The organism is Pseudomonas sp. NPDC086581 (assembly GCF_044746165.1).
In the GTDB taxonomy this organism is placed as follows: domain Bacteria; phylum Pseudomonadota; class Gammaproteobacteria; order Pseudomonadales; family Pseudomonadaceae; genus Pseudomonas.
In genome coordinates this window covers 267905-283969 of sequence record NZ_JBIVBR010000009.1, presented here as the reverse complement: position 1 = coordinate 283969, position 16065 = coordinate 267905, and the positions used below count along the sequence as shown (strand labels likewise).

At 66.3% G+C, this 16065-nt stretch carries 13 protein-coding genes and 1 pseudogene; 5 read left to right on the top strand and 9 right to left on the bottom strand.

Translation table 11 applies throughout. The features are described 5' to 3' along the window. Window positions 1-50 precede the first annotated feature (50 nt). Window positions 51-485, bottom strand: a complete 435-nt coding sequence (locus ACIPK7_RS19700) for a response regulator (protein WP_192431718.1) — start codon at window positions 483-485, stop codon at window positions 51-53. Between the two features lie 148 nt (window positions 486-633). Continuing rightward, entirely contained in the window at window positions 634-2529 is a 1896-nt protein-coding gene (locus ACIPK7_RS19695; protein WP_401089683.1) for a propionyl-CoA synthetase, read from the bottom strand. A gap of 302 nt (window positions 2530-2831) precedes the next feature. Between ACIPK7_RS19695 and ACIPK7_RS19690 the strand changes: the two genes are divergently transcribed. Then, the gene (locus ACIPK7_RS19690) at window positions 2832-3011 is read left to right on the top strand and encodes a hypothetical protein (RefSeq protein ID WP_401089681.1); all 180 of its coding nucleotides are present in this window, start codon (window positions 2832-2834) and stop codon (window positions 3009-3011) included. Here the strand turns inward: ACIPK7_RS19690 and ACIPK7_RS19685 are convergent, their stop codons facing one another. The 3 genes from ACIPK7_RS19685 to ACIPK7_RS19675 all read right to left on the bottom strand — a co-directional run bounded on the left by ACIPK7_RS19685 (window position 3012) and on the right by ACIPK7_RS19675 (window position 8736). Next, on the bottom strand, window positions 3012-4187 hold the full coding sequence (locus ACIPK7_RS19685) for a multidrug effflux MFS transporter (RefSeq protein ID WP_401089679.1): 1176 nt from the start codon (window positions 4185-4187) through the stop codon (window positions 3012-3014). 199 nt (window positions 4188-4386) lie between these two features. Then, window positions 4387-7539 (bottom strand): efflux RND transporter permease subunit, encoded by a 3153-nt coding sequence (locus ACIPK7_RS19680; RefSeq protein ID WP_192431722.1) that lies wholly within the window; start codon window positions 7537-7539, stop codon window positions 4387-4389. Window positions 7540-7551: 12 nt separating this feature from the next. Beyond that, window positions 7552-8736, bottom strand: coding sequence for an efflux RND transporter periplasmic adaptor subunit (locus tag ACIPK7_RS19675; RefSeq protein ID WP_192431723.1), 1185 nt, complete (start codon window positions 8734-8736; stop codon window positions 7552-7554). 155 nt (window positions 8737-8891) lie between these two features. Here ACIPK7_RS19675 and ACIPK7_RS19670 point away from each other — a divergent pair, with 155 nt between their 5' ends. Then, on the top strand, window positions 8892-9524 hold the full coding sequence (locus ACIPK7_RS19670) for a TetR family transcriptional regulator (RefSeq protein WP_401089676.1): 633 nt from the start codon (window positions 8892-8894) through the stop codon (window positions 9522-9524). Window positions 9525-9561: 37 nt separating this feature from the next. Here ACIPK7_RS19670 and ACIPK7_RS19665 read toward each other — a convergent pair whose 3' ends face one another. Next, window positions 9562-9759, bottom strand: a complete 198-nt coding sequence (locus tag ACIPK7_RS19665) for a heavy-metal-associated domain-containing protein (protein ID WP_081517296.1) — start codon at window positions 9757-9759, stop codon at window positions 9562-9564. Window positions 9760-9912: 153 nt separating this feature from the next. Between ACIPK7_RS19665 and ACIPK7_RS19660 the strand changes: the two genes are divergently transcribed. The 3 genes from ACIPK7_RS19660 (at window position 9913) to cueR (ending at window position 13356) form a co-directional block, all read left to right on the top strand. Next, a complete protein-coding gene (locus ACIPK7_RS19660; protein ID WP_192431725.1) occupies window positions 9913-10395 on the top strand; it encodes a hypothetical protein in 483 nt (160 codons plus the stop codon). 103 nt (window positions 10396-10498) lie between these two features. Next, a complete protein-coding gene (locus ACIPK7_RS19655; RefSeq protein ID WP_401089674.1) occupies window positions 10499-12904 on the top strand; it encodes a heavy metal translocating P-type ATPase in 2406 nt (801 codons plus the stop codon). A gap of 50 nt (window positions 12905-12954) precedes the next feature. After that, a complete protein-coding gene (cueR, locus tag ACIPK7_RS19650) occupies window positions 12955-13356 on the top strand; it encodes a Cu(I)-responsive transcriptional regulator (protein WP_081517293.1) in 402 nt (133 codons plus the stop codon). A gap of 88 nt (window positions 13357-13444) precedes the next feature. Here cueR and ACIPK7_RS19645 read toward each other — a convergent pair. The 3 genes and pseudogenes from ACIPK7_RS19645 to ACIPK7_RS19635 form a co-directional block, all read right to left on the bottom strand. Beyond that, a pseudogene (locus ACIPK7_RS19645) lies at window positions 13445-14330 on the bottom strand (EamA family transporter); the annotation flags it as partial. 246 nt (window positions 14331-14576) lie between these two features. Further along, window positions 14577-15149, bottom strand: a complete 573-nt coding sequence (locus ACIPK7_RS19640) for a nucleotidyltransferase family protein (protein ID WP_401089672.1) — start codon at window positions 15147-15149, stop codon at window positions 14577-14579. Continuing rightward, the gene (locus tag ACIPK7_RS19635) at window positions 15134-16030 is read right to left on the bottom strand and encodes a PA4780 family RIO1-like protein kinase (RefSeq protein ID WP_401089670.1); all 897 of its coding nucleotides are present in this window, start codon (window positions 16028-16030) and stop codon (window positions 15134-15136) included. The genes ACIPK7_RS19640 and ACIPK7_RS19635 overlap by 16 nt, the downstream gene beginning before the upstream one ends. Window positions 16031-16065: the final 35 nt, after the last annotated feature.

Genomic DNA, 16065 nt, shown 5'->3' with positions numbered 1-16065 from the left:
GAGCGAGGGGGAAGCCCGATTCATGCTCGCGGACCGCCAGATGCCCAGTCCTACAGATAACGCCTGAGCAGGTCCAGGAAGTACCCCGGGTCAAGCGGCTTGACCATGAAATCCAGCACGTTCAGCCGCATCGCCTCAATCACGTCACGGGCGTTCGCCTGGCCGGAAAGGACGATTATCGGCAGGAATGTGCCGACCTCGTTCAACTCACGGATCAGCTCCAGCCCCGCGCCCTCGTGCTCCATGCGCAGGTCGGTCACCAGCAGGTCGATATCGGATTCGTCGCGACGGATACGCCGCAGCGCTTCGGCTGCGCTGCCGGCTGTCAGGCAGCGGAAATTCGCGCCCTCGATCAACTCGCGCATCTCGGCCAGCACCTCGCGCTCATCGTCGACCACCAGCACCAAGGGCTTGCGCGGCGCCTGCGCGGTGACTTCGCGCAGCGCTTCGAGCTCCTCCTCATCGAGGACGACACGACTGATCATGGATGCCACACCGCAGATAGAGGCCCGATGCCAGCAGTCTAGATGGCAATGAGCCTTTAGTCCCATCGCCCAGCGAGCGCGGCGCAAAAAAAGGGCCGCAACAAGTGCGGCCCTGGAAATACGCCGGCAGTGCCGACGTCGTGGGATATCAGCCTGCCTTGGCGAGCCCGGCCTGACCGAGGCGCTCGGCGATCTCGCCGAGGATCGCCGGGTCGTCGATAGTGGACGGTGGTGCATAGCTCTCGCCGTCGGCGATCTTGCGCAGCACCGCTCGCAGTATCTTGCCCGAGCGGGTCTTGGGCAGACGCTTGACTACCACCGCACGCTGGAAGCAGGCCAGCGCGCCGATACGCTCACGCACCAGCGCCACCAACTCGCGCTGCAGGTTGGCCTCGGTCGCCTGCGCGCCATCCTTGAGTACCACCAGCCCCAGCGGCACATGACCCTTGAGGTCATCCTGCACGGCGATCACCGCGCACTCGGCGACCGCCTCGTGCAGCGCCAGCAGCTCTTCCATCTCGCCGGTGGACAGGCGGTGGCCGGAGACGTTAATCACGTCGTCGGTGCGGCCCATGATGTAGACGAAGCCCTCCTCGTCCACATAGCCGCCGTCGCCGGTGTGGTAGTAGCCGGGGTAGGTCTTCAGGTACGCCTGCAGGTAGCGCGGGTGGTCGTTCCACAGCGTCTGCGCGCAGCCGGGCGGCAGCGGCAGGGCGATGACGATGGAGCCCTGCTCGTTTGGCCCGAGCAGCCGTCCCTCGTCGTCCACCACCTGCACGTGATAACCAGGCACCGCGCGGTTGGTGGAGCCGGAGCGCAGGTCGTGGTCGCCCAGGCCGGTGCAGGGTGCGGTCACCGGCCAGCCGGTCTCGGTCTGCCACCAGTGGTCATGCACCGGCTTGCCGGTGAGTTCCTCCAGCCAGTGCTGGGTACTGCTGTCGAGCTTCTCGCCGGCGAGGAACAGGTGGCGCAGCGAGCTCAGATCGTAGCGCTTGAGCAAATCGCCCTGCGGATCTTCCTTGCGGATCGCGCGGATTGCCGTGGGCGCGCAGAACAGGCTGTTGACCTTGTGCTCCTCGATCACCCGCCAGTAACTGCCGGCATCGGGTGTGCGCACTGGCTTGCCCTCGTAGAACACCGTGGTACAGCCATTCATCAGCGGCCCGTAGACGATCAGCGAGTGGCCGACCACCCAGCCAACGTCGGAAACGCCCCACCAGACATCCCCCGGCTGCAGGCCGAAGATGGTCGGCAGCGCGTAGCTCAACGCCACCGCGTGGCCGCCGTTGTCGCGCACGATGCCCTTGGGTTTCCCCGTAGTGCCGGAGGTGTACATGATGTACAGCGGGTCGTCACTGGCGACTTCCACCGGGTCGGCCGGTTGCGCACGGACCAGGCTTTCGCGCCAGTCGAGGTCACGGCCGGCCTGCAATTCGGCCATCGCCTGCGGGCGTTGCAGCACCAGCACGTGGGCTGGCTTGTGGCTGGCCAGTTCCAGGGCCTTGTCCACCAGCGGCTTGTATTCGATCACCCGCTCGAACTCCAGGCCGCAGGAGGCGGTGAGCACCAGCTTGGGCCTGGCGTCATCGATGCGCAGCGCCAGTTCGTGGGGCGCGAAGCCGCCGAAGACCACCGAGTGCACCGCGCCGAGCCGCGCGCAGGCGAGCATGGCCATGGCGGCCTGCGGCACCATCGGCATGTAGATGATCACCCCGTCGCCCTTCTCCACCCCCAGCGCACGCAGGGCGCCGGCCAGGCGCGCGACCTCATCGCGCAGCTGCAGGTAGCTGAAGCGCTGCTGGGTATTGGTCACGGGGGAGTCGTAGATCAGCGCGGCCTGGTTGCCGCGGCCGAGCTCGATCTGCCGGTCGAGGGCGAGGTAGCAGGTGTTCAGGCGGCCATCGGCGAACCAGCGATGGCTGCCGTCGGGCAGGGCCTGCAGGGTGTCCTGGGGCGCGCGGTACCAGGCCACACGGTCGGCCTGCTCGGCCCAGAAGGCGGAAGGCTCCGCGATGGAGCGGTCATGGGACTGCCGGTAACTCATCGTCACTGCCTCTTATTGTTGTTATCGAGGTCGAACAACGAGTATGGACGGGGATCGCCACCCCACCATCAACCTTTGGTCGTAGTCCTGCCGCGCGCCGCGGAAGCGGGCCGGCAGTATTGCTTTGCAGGATTTTTCAGCGAAGCGGCGCGACGGTGGATAGAGCGCTCTGGAATGGTGGCTGGAGAGTTTCCGGTAGCGCCGCCACCGCATGTCGGCGACCACAAGTCGCACCTTCTACCACCATGTGACGGGACTACACTGAAAGTCCCTTTTCACCTGACAGCACAGGGGTGAGTACCGTGAACATCCTCGTCCGTCCGTCCCACTTGCGCAAAGACCAGCCATGGGAAGTCTGCCTCGACCAGCAGGCCGTGGGTTTCCGCAGCGAGCTCGAGGCGCGCAGTTTCGTCGCTACCCTCGAGGCCCGACTGAAGGCCCCGCACCGACTACCCGAACAGGTGCAACGCGCCGCCAGCTGATCAGGCCGCGCGTTCGCTGATCTGGCCGCTCAGCCAGCCGAGCACGGCAGCCACCAGGCCGCAGACGGTGATGACCACTGCCATCGGCAGTGCTGAGCCATCGTGCAATGCACCAACCAGCGCCGAAGCGCCGGCCGCGACGGTGAACTGCAGGCTGCCCATCAGCGCCGAGGCGCTGCCCGCGTGCCGGCCCTGGCTGGCCATGGCGCAGGCCGAGGAGTTGGGCAGCAGGAAACCCAGGCTTGCGATGGCGCCGAACAACGGCACCAGCAGCGGCCACAGGTGTTCGGGTTTGGCCAGGGTGATCGCCAGCAACGCCACGCCGCAACCGAAGTAAACCCACACCGCCCGGCGCAGCCAGAACCCCGGACCGCGATAACGCAACAGCCGCGCATTGACCTGCGCCATCAGGATGAAGCCCGCCGCGTTGCTGCCGAATATCCAGCCATAGTGCTCGGCCGGCACGCCGTAGAGCTCGATGAAGACGAAGGGCGAGCCCGCGATATAGGAGAACATCCCGGCGATGGCGACCCCGCCGGTGGGCGCGTAGGTGATGAAGGATCGGTCGCGGAACAGTGCGCGGTACTGCTTCAGTGCACCGCGCAGCGGTGGGCGCGGCCCGCTCGGGATGGTCTCGGGCAGCCATAGCGCGATGGCGACACCGGCCAGAGCGCTGAACAGCGTCAGGCAATAGAAGATCGACTGCCAGCCGGACAGGCTCAGCAGCAGCCCGCCGCCCAGTGGCGCGAGGATCGGCGCCAGGCCCATCACCAGCATCAGTTGCGAGAAGGCCTTGGCGGCAGCAATCGGGTCGCACAGGTCACGCACTACCGCCCGCGAGATCACCATCCCCGCACAACCACCGAGCGCCTGGACGAAGCGCGCGCCGATCAGCCATTCCAGGTTCGGCGCGAAGGCGCAGGCGAGCGACGCCAGGGTGAAGATGCTCACCCCCAGCAGCAACGGGATGCGCCGGCCGATGCGATCAGCCAGCGGGCCGTAGAGCAGTTGGCCGATGGCGAGACCGGCGAAGTAGGCCGACAGGCTCAGTTGGATGTGTTCGACGTCGGTACCGAAGGATTGCGCCAGTGCTGGGAAGCTGGGCAGGTAGAAGTCGATGGCCATGGGCCCGAAGGCGCTCAGCGCGCCGAGGATCAGCAGGATGCGGAGATTCATGGATCACCTGGTCACACGCGTCCGCCGAAGGGCGGCTGGGGCCGCAGGCAGGTCAGTGTGGATAACGAGTTGGCGCACAGGAAAGGCGCAGCGAAGCCATGCATTGTGGCGAGCGGCGGAAAATTAGCAAGCTCCCTAAGCAACTCCCCACATAAAGCGAGGAGCGGGCCCGGCCGCGCTGGCCGGGCCCGTTGCAGCATCAGGCCTCGTGGACGCCCTCTGGTGCGGGCTTCGCCTTGGCCTTGCGGCCGCTGAGCTTGTCCGCGGCCGACTCCACCAGCATGTAGAACATCGGGATGAGGAAGGTCGCCAGCAGGGTCGCGGCGAGCATGCCGCCGATCACCCCGGTGCCGATCGAGTGACGGCTCGCGGAGCCGGCGCCGGTGCTGATGGCCAGCGGCACGCACCCCAGGATGAAGGCCAGCGAGGTCATCACGATGGGGCGGAAGCGCAGCTTGGCCGCCTCCAGCGCCGCCTCGACCGGACCCATACCCTGTTCCTCGCGGCACAGCACGGCGAACTCGATGATCAGGATGGCGTTCTTCGCCGCCAGGCCGATCAGGGTGACCAGGCCGACCTGGAAGTACACGTCGTTATCCAGCCCGCGCAGCCAGATCGCCAGGATCGCCCCGAACACTGCGAAGGGCACGGCAGTGACCACCGCCAGCGGCAGGGTCCAGCGCTCGTACTGGGCGGCGAGGATGAGGAACACCAGGATCAGGCCGAAGATGAACGCGGTGCTGCCCGAGCCCTGGGTCGCCAGCTCCTGGTAGGCCGAGCCGATCCAGGCCAGCGAGTATTCCTCGCCCAGAACTTCATCCGCCACCGCCTGCATGGCCGCCAGCGCCTGGCCGGAGCTGTAGCCCGGCGCCGGGCCACCGAGCAGCTTGGCCGCCGGGAATACGTTGAAGCGCGCGTAGGAGTCCGGGCCGAGGATGCGCTTGACCGACACCAGGGTGGTCAGCGGCACCAGGTCGCCGGTGGACGAGCGCACGAAGACCTGGCTGAGGTCGTCCGGCTTGCGGCGGAACTCCGGCTCCGACTCCAGGGAGACCTGCCAGGTCCGCCCGTAGAGGGTGAAGTCGTTGACGTAGTAACTGCCGAAGGTGGACTGCATGGCCGTGAATACGTCGTTGATCGCCACGCCCAGGGACCGCGCCTTGGTGCGGTCCAGGTCGACGTAGTACTGCGGCACGTTGGCGTTGAAGGTCGTGTTGACCCCCGCCAGCTCGGGGCGCTTGGCCGCGGCTGCGAGGAACTTCATGGTCACCTCTTCGAGCTGCTCGGAGGTGCCGCCGCTGCGGTCCTGGATGTAGGCCTCGAAGCCGCCGGTGGTACTCATGCCAGTGATCGGTGGCGGGTTGAAGGACATTACCACCCCGTCCTCCTGGCCGGCGCCCATCTTCATGAATTCGCGGGTCAGGTTGCGCGCGTCCAGTTCGGGCGTCGTACGCTCCTTCCAGTCCTTGAGCGGCACGAAGGACACACCTGCGTTGCTGCGGGTGCCGAAGGTGAGGATGTCGAAACCGGCGAAGGTCACCACGTCCTGCACTGCCGGATGCTTCATCAGCTGGTGGGTCACGTCGTTGGTGAGCTTCTCGGTGCGGCTCAGCGAGGCCGCCGGCGGCAGGAAGTAGGCGTTGAGCACATAGCCCTGATCCTCGTCGGGCACCAGTGAGCCGGGCACGCGACCGAACAGGATGACCAGCAGGGCGATCATGCCGCCAAACAGCAGCAGGCCGAGGGCCGCACGCTTGAGGAAGAACTGCACCCCGGCGCCGTAACCGTTGGTGATGCGTTCGAAGGTACGGTTGAACCAGCGGAACGGCGCGGCCGGTTCCTTGTGCTCGGCCTTGAGGATCAGCGCGCACAGCGCTGGCGACAGGGTCAGCGCGACGATGCCGGAGATCACTACCGATACCGCAATGGTGATCGCGAACTGCTTGTACATCTGCCCGGCCAGGCCGCCGAGGAAGCCGACCGGGATGAACACAGCGCAGAGCACCAGCACGATGGCAACGATCGGCCCGGTCACCTCCTCCATGGCCTTGATCGCCGCTTCCTTCGGGCTGAGTTTCTCCGTGCGCATCACCCGTTCGACGTTTTCCAGCACCACGATGGCATCGTCCACCACGATGCCGATCGCCAGCACCATGCCGAACAGCGACAGCAGGTTGATCGAGAAGCCCATCAGGTACATGCCGGCGAAGGTGCCGACCAGCGATACCGGGATCGCCAGTACCGGGATCAGCGTCGCGCGGAGGTTCTGCAGGAAGATGAAGACCACCACCATCACCAGGATCAGCGCCTCGATAAAGGTGTGGATCACCTCCTCGATGGAGACCTTCACGAAGGTGGTGGTGTCGTACGGGATCTTGTACGTGATGCCCTGCGGGAAACGCTTGGACATGGCGTCCATGTGATCGCGCACGGCCTGGGCGGTATCCAGCGCGTTGGCGCCCGGCTGCAGGTAGATACCGAAGGCGGCGTTCTGCTGGCCATTGAGCGACGTGACCAGGGAGTAGTCCTGCGCGCCCAGTTCGACCCTCGCCACATCCTTGAGCAGCAGGCTGGCGCCAGTGGAGTCACTGCGCAGGATGACGTTCTCGAACTCCTTGGGATCGGTGAATCGCCCCTGCGCGGTAGCCATGTAGGTGAAGTCCTGCGGCTCCTTCATCGGCTGCTGGCCGAAACTGCCGGCGGCGAACTGCGAGTTCTGCTCGCGGATCGCGTTGACCACGTCGGTGGGCGTCAGGTTGTACTGCGCCAACTTGTCCGGGCGCAGCCAGACCCGCATGGCGTAGTCCTTGGAACCGAACTGGCTGACGTCGCCGACGCCGGGGATCCGCTTGAGGTCGTCGATCACGTTGATCAGCGCGTAGTTGCTGATGAAGATCGGGTCGCGGGAGTTGTCCGGCGAGAACAGCGTCACCACCTGCAGGATGTCGGAGGATTTCTTCTCCACCTTCACGCCCTGCCGGCGCACTTCCTCGGGCAGCTTGGCGAGCGCGGCCTGCACCTTGTTGTTGACGTCGATGGTTGCCTGGTCGGGGTCGGTGCCGACCTCGAAGTACACGGTCAGGCTCATGGCGCCGCTGGCGTCAGAGTTGGACAACTGGTAGATCATGCCCTCCACGCCGTTGATTTCCTGCTCCAGCGGAGCGGCCACGGTTTCGGCGATGACCTGGGAACTGGCGCCCGGGTAGGAGGCCGTCACGGACACTTCCGGCGGCACGATTTCCGGGTACTGGGCAATGGGCAGCGCACGCATGGCCACCAGACCCGCGAGCAGGATCACGATGGAAATCACCATCGCGAACACGGGACGTTCGATGAAGAAGCGCGAGATCACGATAGGCGCTCCTTAAGACTGGGTAGAGGCGGAGCCGGCTGCAGATTCCTGCGCGCCACCTTCCACGGCCTTGACCGGCTGGTCGGGGCGCACCTTGAGGATGCCATCGACAATCACCCGATCCCCATCGTCCACACCGGCGTCGATGATCCAGCGGCCATCCACGGTCTTGCTGGTGGTGACCTGGCGCACGCGGGCATAACTGTCCTTGTCCACCACGTAGACGAAGGTGCCGCGCGGGCCCTGGGCCAGGGCACGCTCGGGCAGGGTCACGGCGTTGCTCTGGGTGATCCCGGTGATCAGGATGCGCACAAACTGGCCGGGGATCAGCAGGTTGTGCGGGTTGGGCACCACGGCGCGGGCGTTCACGGTGCCGGTACCGGTGTTGACGAAGCTGTCGGTGAAGTCGACGACGCCTTCGATGGGGTACTTGCTGCCATCGCCGAAGCGCAGCTCGGCGGTCAACTTTCCGTCCTTGGGCAGGATGTAGCGGCCGCTCTTCACGCCGTCGTTCATCTGCGTCGCCTGGGTGTCGGGGTAGGCGAAGTTGACGTACACCGGGTCGAGCTGGGTGAGTTTGGTCAGCAGGCTGGAGTTCGGGTCGCTGGCCACCACCAGGCTGCCTTCGGAGCGCACTTCCTTGCTCGCCATGCCGGAGATCGGCGCGGTCACAGTGGTGTAGTTGAGGTCGATCTGCTTGGCCTGGACGTTGGCGCGGGCGGCCTCGACGTCGGCCTTGGCCTGTTCGAAATCGGAGGTGTAGCGGTCCAGTTCGCTTTCACTGGCGAAGCCCTTGGCCTGCAGTTCACGAATCCGCCTCAGGTCACGCTCGGTTTGCCGATAGCGAGCCTGGGTCTGCGCCAGCGACCCCTTGGCCTGGCCCAGCGAGGCCTGGTAGGGACGAGGGTCGATGCGGAACAGCACCTGGCCCTCCTTCACCGGCCGGCCTTCCTCGTAGGTGCGGCGCTGCAGGATGCCGCTGACCTGAGCGCGCACTTCCACTTCGCGGTAGCCCGCAGTCCGCGCGGCGTACTCGAAGGTCAGGGGTACTGGGGCGCTCTTGGCCACTTCGACCGTCACTGCCGGGGGCGGCGGCGCTGCCGTAGCCGGTTTGTCCTCGGCCTGGGCCCAGGCAGCAAACAGGACTGGCAACCCAACGACAGCAAGTGCGACGGGCAAACGACGGGCAAACGGCATGTAACCTCTCCATGGAAATGACTGACTGCGGAACCCCAAAAGACGACGACTGTGTGACTTTTACCTACGCCAGTGTCTGTAAAGCACTGTTAGCGCAATAAAATCAGTAAACTGCCGGTCACCCAGTGATGCTAGCCTGTATACCACCAAGCGCCATGCGAAGAACTAAAGAAGATTCGGAACGAACCCGTCAGACGATTCTCGACTCGGCTGAAGGCCTATTCTTTGCGAAAGGCGTCTCAAATACGAGCCTGGAAGAGATCGCGCGCGCTGCTGGCGTCACTCGCGGAGCGGTGTACTGGCACTTCCAGAACAAGGCGCACCTGTTCAACGACATGCTCAACCAGGTTCGCCTGCCGCCTGAGCAACTGGCACAGCGGCTGTCCGGGTGCGATGGTCACGACCCGATCGAATCGCTGTTCCAGCTCAGCGTGGAAGTGGTCGAGAACCTCGCCCGCGATGAACAGCGTCGGCGCATCCTCACCATCCTCCTGCAGCGCTGCGAGTTCACCGATGAACTGCGCGACGCCGAGGAGCGCCACAACCAGTTCGTCCGGCAGTTCATCGAACTTTGCGAGCAGTTGTTCAACCGCGAGGATTGCCGCACGCGTCTGATGCCCGGCGTGTCGCCCAAGATTGCCTCGCGCGCGGTGCATGCGATGATCTTCGGCCTGCTCAGCGACTGGCTGCGCGACCCGGCCCTGTTCGACCCGCTACAGGAAACCCGCGAGCTGTTCGACGCCGTGTTCCGTGGCCTGATACGCGACTGGCACCCGGCGCAGGTATAAGGGGCCGGCAGGACGCCGGCCCGGAAGGGATGACACTTCAGGCCGCCTCGGCCTCGTAGCCTTCCTCGCGGATCGCCGCGAGGATCGCGGGTTCGTCCAGCCGGCTGGCGACGCGGACTTCACCGGCGCCCAGGTCGACCTGCACGTCCGCCGCCGCGTCCAGCGCCTGTACAGCCTGGGTGATGGCGCGCACGCAGTGTCCGCAGCTCATGCCTTTGACATTGAAGGTGTGCATGGAATCTCTCCTCTAATGGATTGAAGCGTTGGATGCAGTCTCAACCTTTCCACCGTGGCAAGGTCAAGCCTCTCGCGTTGCCCTCTCCTTGCACTTGTCCTACGTCAGCCTCTCAGCCAAGCTGCGGAAATAGCTGACTCGTCGGAGAACGCCATGCGCCGTTCCCTTTTAATTGCCGCCGGCCTCGCCGCTGCCCTGCCCTTCGCAAGCCTGCCCTTCAGTGCCTGGGCCGACGGCATGCCCGAGGAACCCTCGGCGCCGGCCGTACCCACCTCCCCGGCCACGCCACCGCCAAGCACGCCCGGTTCCTGGCCGGTGCCCGACGCCCAGCCGGTCGCCTATGCCGTGCTGATCGTCAGCCGCGAGCGGCTGGATACCGGCACCGCCTGCGACATCGACCTATATGTGCAGGACGAAAAGGTCTCGCGCCTGCAGCCCGAAGGTGAAATCGCCCTGAACCTGCCGCCGGGCGAGGTTTCCCTGCGCCTGCAGACCGCCAACTCCGGCCTCTGCCGTAGTGGCATCCAGCCGTTGCGCGCACAGTCGGTGCAGTTGCACGCTGGCGAAGTGCGCAAGTTCCGCATCGCCAACAGCGAGAGCGGGCTGTATCTCATGCCGGTCTCCAGCGGCAGCTGATCCCGGCCTCGGCTTTGACCTGCGACAAGATGACAGCAAACGAGGGTTGACCTTGCCCTCGTGTCAAGGTTGATGCTATCGGGGAACTTCAGGGAGAAGCCCCATGAACAGCGCCAACCCCATCGAACTCGACCTCCCCGTCTCCGGGATGACCTGCGCCAGTTGTGCAGGCCGGGTCGAGCGCGCCCTGCGCAAAGTGCCCGGCGTGCAGGACGCCAGCGTCAACCTCGCCAGCGAGCAGGCCCGCGTGCAGCTCGCCGCGCCATCCAGCGGTGAGACCCTGCCGGCGCTGGTGGCCGCCGTCGAACAGGCTGGCTACCAGGTACCGGCCCACAGCCTGGAACTGAGCATCGAAGGCATGACCTGCGCCAGCTGCGTCGGCCGCGTCGAACGCGCCCTGAACAAGGTTCCCGGCGTGCGCTCGGCCAGCGTCAACCTGGCCAGCGAGCGCGCCCACGTCGAACTGCTCGGCGCAGTGGATGCCGGCGCGCTGATCGCCGCCGTCGACAAGGCCGGCTACAAGGCCCGCCCCATCGAACCCGACCAGCCCGCCGTGGACCCGGCGGTTGCCCGGCTGGCGCGCGAGCGCTGGTGGCTGGCCGCCGCTATCCTGCTGTCCCTGCCGCTGGTGCTGCCGATGGTGGGCGACTGGATCGGGCAGCACTGGATGCTGCCGGCATGGGTGCAATTCCTCCTCGCCACCCCCGTGCAATTCCTCATCGGCGCACGCTTCTATGTGTCCGCCTACAAGGCAGTGCGCGCCCGCAGCGGCAACATGGACCTGCTGGTCGCCCTGGGCACCAGCGCCGGCTACGGCCTGAGCCTGTACCTCTGGTACGCCGCCGCTCCCGGGCAGATGCCGCACCTGTACTTCGAAGCCAGCGCCGTGGTCATCACCCTGATCCTGCTCGGCAAGTACCTGGAAAGCCGCGCCAAGCGCCAGACCGCCGCTGCCATCCGCGCCCTTGAGGCCTTGCGCCCGGAGCGCGCCACCCGCGTTCGGGACGGCGTCGAGGAGGACGTCGCCATCGCCGAACTGCGCCTGGGTGACGAAGTATTGGTACGCCCCGGCGAACGCTTCCCGGTGGACGGCGAAGTCCTTGCCGGGCAGAGCCACGCCGATGAAGCCCTGATCACCGGCGAAAGCCTGCCGGTGCCCAAGGACGTCGGCGATCCTGTCACCGGCGGCGCTATCAACGGCGAAGGCGTGCTGCGCGTGAAGACCACTGCGCTGGGCGGCGAGACCGTGCTGGCCAGAATCATCCGCCTGGTGGAAGACGCCCAGGCCGCCAAGGCGCCCATTCAGAAGCTGGTGGACAAAGTCAGCAACGTATTCGTCCCGGTGGTAATCGGCATCGCCCTGGTCACCCTGGTCGGCTGGCTGATCGCCGGCGCCGGCTGGGAACAGGCACTGATCAACGCCGTGGCCGTGCTGGTCATCGCCTGCCCCTGCGCCCTCGGCCTCGCCACCCCGACCGCGATCATGGCGGGCACCGGCGTGGCGGCGAAACACGGCATCCTGATAAAGGACGCCGAGGCGCTGGAAGTCGCCCACGCGGTGACTGCCGTGGCCTTCGACAAGACCGGCACACTCACCTCAGGCCAGCCGCGCGTCACTAACCTCGCGGCAAACGGTGACGAGGCCGAGGCCTTCGCCCTGGCCGGCGCCCTGCAACGAGGCAGCGAGCATCCGCTGGCCCGCGCCGTGCTCGACGCCTGCGCCGAACGCAGCCTGAACCCTGCCGCTGCCGAGGCTACCCAGGCTCTGACCGGCCGAGGCATCCAGGGCCGCATCAACGGCCGTCTGCTCGCCCTGGGCAACCGCCGGATGCTCGACGAAGCCCAGCTGCAGCCCGGCGCACTCATTGGATCGGCACAGCGCTGGGAAGCCGAAGGCCGCACCCTGTCCTGGCTCATCGAGCGCGAGCCGCAGGCACGCGTGATCGCCCTGTTCGCTTTCGGCGACAGCCTCAAGGAAGGCGCGAAGATCGCCATCGACGCCCTGCGCGAGCGCGGCATCGCCAGCCACCTGATCACCGGCGACAACCGTGGCAGCGCCAAGGTCGTGGCCGACGCCCTGGGCCTGGACGACGTGCACGCCGAGGTATTACCCGGCGACAAGGCCGCCGTGGTCGGCGCACTGCGCCAGCAAGGCAAGGTCGTAGCGATGGTCGGCGATGGCATCAACGACGCCCCGGCACTGGCCGCGGCGGACGTGGGTATCGCCATGGGTGGCGGCACCGACGTCGCCATGCACGCCGCTGGCATCACCCTGATGCGCGGCGATCCGCGCCTGGTTCCGGCGGCGCTGGATATCTCCCGGCGCACCTACGCAAAGATCCGCCAGAACCTGTTCTGGGCGTTCATCTACAACTTGGTGGGCATCCCGCTGGCTGCCTTCGGCCTGCTCAACCCCATGGTCGCCGGCGCGGCGATGGCCGCCTCCAGCGTCAGCGTGGTGAGCAACGCCCTGCTGCTCAAGCGCTGGACACCCCAGGACCACCAATAAGCCCGCGCCCGCGCCGAAAGAGCGCGGGCGTTCGCTCAGGAGAGATCGGCATGAACATCGGCGAAGCGGCGAAGAAGAGCGGTCTGACCGCGAAAATGATCCGCTACTACGAATCCACCGGCCTGCTGGCCCCCGCCGGCCGCAGCGCCAGCGGCTACCGCCACTACAGCGAGCAGGACCTGCACACCCTGGCGTTCATCCGCCGCTCGCGGGACTTCGGCTTCTCGCTGGAGGAAGTCGGCCAACTGCTCGCCCTCTGGCAGGACCGCGCCCGCGCCAGCGCCGATGTGAAGGCCCTGGCCGCCCGGCACATCGACGAACTCAACCGCAAGATCGCCGAACTCAGCAGCCTGCGCGACACCCTGCAGGAGCTGAGCGACCACTGCCAGGGCGACCACCGCCCGGACTGCCCGATCCTCAAGGACCTGGAGTCGGGGAATTGCTGTCACTGAAGGCTATTCCATCCCGTAGGGTGCATAACGCCGCAGGCGTTATCCGCCATATCGGATAACGGCGGATAAAGCGTTCCGCTTTATCCGCCCTACGCGCTGGCCACTGCGCGGCGACGCCACAGCGAAGCCGGCAGCACGGTCACGGCGAGGCCGACGAACACCAGCACGCACGCCATCCAGTCCTGGGTGGTGAGGTCTTCGCCAAGGAACAGCCAGCCCGACAGCAGGCCCGACACCGGCACGGCCAGGGCGAAGGGCGTGACCTGGCTGGCCGGGTAGCGACGCAGCAGGAAACTCCACAGGCCGAAGCCGACGGTGGTGGCGAGGAAGGCGATGTAGAGCAGCGCCCCCGTCCCGCCCCAACTGATATTCAGCACGGCGTGCTCGATGGCCTCCTGGCCTTCGAATATCCACGACAGCACCAGTAGTGGCAGCGGCGGGATCAGGCTGACCCAACTGATCAGGCGCAACATGTCGCTGGCGCCGGAGCGCTTGGTGGCGATGTTGGAGAAGGCCCAGGCCAGCGCGGCGGCGATCACCAGCAGGAAGGCCACCAGGCTGTCGCCCATCGGGCGCTCCAGGCCGATCAGCAGCAGGCCGCCGGCAGCCAGCGCCAGGCCGATCAGCGCGCGAGGGCTGGGGCGCTCGCCGAGGAAGGCGGCGGCAATCAGTACGGTGAAGAACACCTGGCTCTGCAGCACCAGCGACGACAGGCCGGCCGGCATGCCGATGTGCATGCCGACAAACAGCAGGCCGAACTTGACCACGCCCAGCAGCACGCCAATCTGCACGATGCGCCAGAACGGCGCCGGCAGCGGGCCGCGCAGGAAGATCAACGGCAGCGCCGCCAGGGCGAAGCGCAGGGCACAGAACAGCAGCGGTGGGAAGTCGTGCAGGCCGACCTTGATCACGACGAAGTTGACGCCCCAGATCAGCGTGACCAGCAGGGCGAGGAGAACGTGGCGGAGGGGCATGGCAGAGCGCTCGGGGTAGGGTCAGGCAAAACTAACAGCCCGCGTCTGAAATGTATGGATACAGTTGAGGGCTTACAGTTCTTTCGCAAGACCAGACGGGAATCCAACCCAGGCCAAAACAGGAACCGTGTGTAGGATGGTGTGGAGCGAAGCGATACCTATCAATCCCGGGAAACCATCAGCATGGGTATCGCTGCGCTCCACCCATCCCACGCAGAGCATGACGGCAATATCGGCGAAGAGGATTTACAGGGTCTCGATGCGCAGCTTCGGCCAGCTCGTCGACCAGTTCTTCGCGGCGATACGCTCGCGGTAGAGGTGCGGCTTGGCGCGGAAATGCCCGGTCGGCCGGACGCGCAGTTCCCAGATATCCGAGATGTCCAACGGCGCCAGCAGCTCCAGCGAATCCCCCCGCAAGCGCAGCGCTACCGCCGTGCAGACCTCCGGCCAGTGGCACATTGCATCTCCGCAATCCCGGTAGGGCGAATCACCGTTACGCAAGTGCATCCGCGCCTGATTACGCACGGACCAAGGCGCGTCCGGGCAGGCCTCCAGCAGCCGGCGCTCCCAGGCGTAGTCTGCTTCGGGCTCCAGGTTGTCGGCCGCGAAATACAACACGTCTATATCGCTGAGTGGCGTCGGCTCGCTGTATTCGTGCAAAGCGTCCCACACCGCGTTGCGCACGAAACCGGCAGCGATCCAGGCGCCTTCCGGGCCGTGATCGCGCACCACGCGCAGCAGATGTAGGCGTTCGGGTTGCCCGGCGATCAGTGCCAGAAGCTTCGACTCGCCGGGCAATGGGCTCAGGCCTGCTCCCACGGCGGGGGCGGAGGCTCGTCGCGTTGCGGCGGGGCGTCCTGGGCGGCGCGGCCGGCTTCGCGGCGCTCCTGCTCGCGCATGGCCTCGGCGATTTCCCGCAGCACCGAATCCACGTCCGCCTCATCTTCCGGATCGTCGAAGTGCCCGGTCAGCGGGGTGTCCGGCTGCAGCTTGCCGTCCTCGTAGAGGGCCCACATTTCCTTGGCGTAGTGGGTGTACTTGAGCTCCGGGGCGAAGCGGCCGAAGTACGCGGCCATGTTGCCCACGTCTCGCTCGAGCATGCGGAAGGCGTGGTTGTTGCCGGCGGCGTCCACGGCCTGCGGCAGGTCGATGATCACCGGACCGTCCGGACCGACCAGCACGTTGAATTCCGACAGGTCGCCATGCACGAGGCCCGCACAGAGCATCATGACGATCTGGCGGATGAGGAATTCGTGGAAGTCGCGGGCCAGCTCGGGCTCCATCACCACGTCGTTCAGACGCGGCGCGGCGTCGCCCTCTTCGTCAGCGACCATCTCCATCAGCAGCACGCCGTCGAGGAAATCGTACGGCTTGGGTACCCGCACCCCGGCGTTGGCCAGGCGGAACAGCGCCGCCACCTCGGCGTTCTGCCAGGCTTCCTCCTGCTCCTTGCGGCCGTACTTGGTGCCCTTGGCCATGGCGCGCGCCTGGCGGCTGTTGCGCACCTTGCGGCCTTCCTGGTACTCGGCGGCCTGGCGGAAACTGCGCTTGTTGGCCTCCTTGTAGACCTTGGCGCAGCGCAGCTCGCTACCGCAGCGCACCACGTAGACCGCTGCTTCCTTGCCGCTCATCAGCGGGCGCAATACTTCATCGATCAGGCCGTCTTCGATCAACGGCTCTAGGCGTTTCGGGGTCTTCATCAGGCTTCCTGGCGTACCTCTCTGGGGCGCTGCGC

Coding starts and splice junctions, on each gene's coding strand:
- ACIPK7_RS19700 (WP_192431718.1), bottom strand. CDS start 485: ATGATCAGTCGTGTCGTCCTCGATGAGGAGGAGCTCGAAGCGCTGCGC.
- ACIPK7_RS19695 (WP_401089683.1), bottom strand. CDS start 2,529: ATGAGTTACCGGCAGTCCCATGACCGCTCCATCGCGGAGCCTTCCGCC.
- ACIPK7_RS19685 (WP_401089679.1), bottom strand. CDS start 4,187: ATGAATCTCCGCATCCTGCTGATCCTCGGCGCGCTGAGCGCCTTCGGG.
- ACIPK7_RS19675 (WP_192431723.1), bottom strand. CDS start 8,736: ATGCCGTTTGCCCGTCGTTTGCCCGTCGCACTTGCTGTCGTTGGGTTG.
- ACIPK7_RS19670 (WP_401089676.1), top strand. CDS start 8,892: ATGCGAAGAACTAAAGAAGATTCGGAACGAACCCGTCAGACGATTCTC.
- ACIPK7_RS19665 (WP_081517296.1), bottom strand. CDS start 9,759: ATGCACACCTTCAATGTCAAAGGCATGAGCTGCGGACACTGCGTGCGC.
- ACIPK7_RS19660 (WP_192431725.1), top strand. CDS start 9,913: ATGCGCCGTTCCCTTTTAATTGCCGCCGGCCTCGCCGCTGCCCTGCCC.
- ACIPK7_RS19655 (WP_401089674.1), top strand. CDS start 10,499: ATGAACAGCGCCAACCCCATCGAACTCGACCTCCCCGTCTCCGGGATG.
- cueR (WP_081517293.1), top strand. CDS start 12,955: ATGAACATCGGCGAAGCGGCGAAGAAGAGCGGTCTGACCGCGAAAATG.
- ACIPK7_RS19635 (WP_401089670.1), bottom strand. CDS start 16,030: ATGAAGACCCCGAAACGCCTAGAGCCGTTGATCGAAGACGGCCTGATC.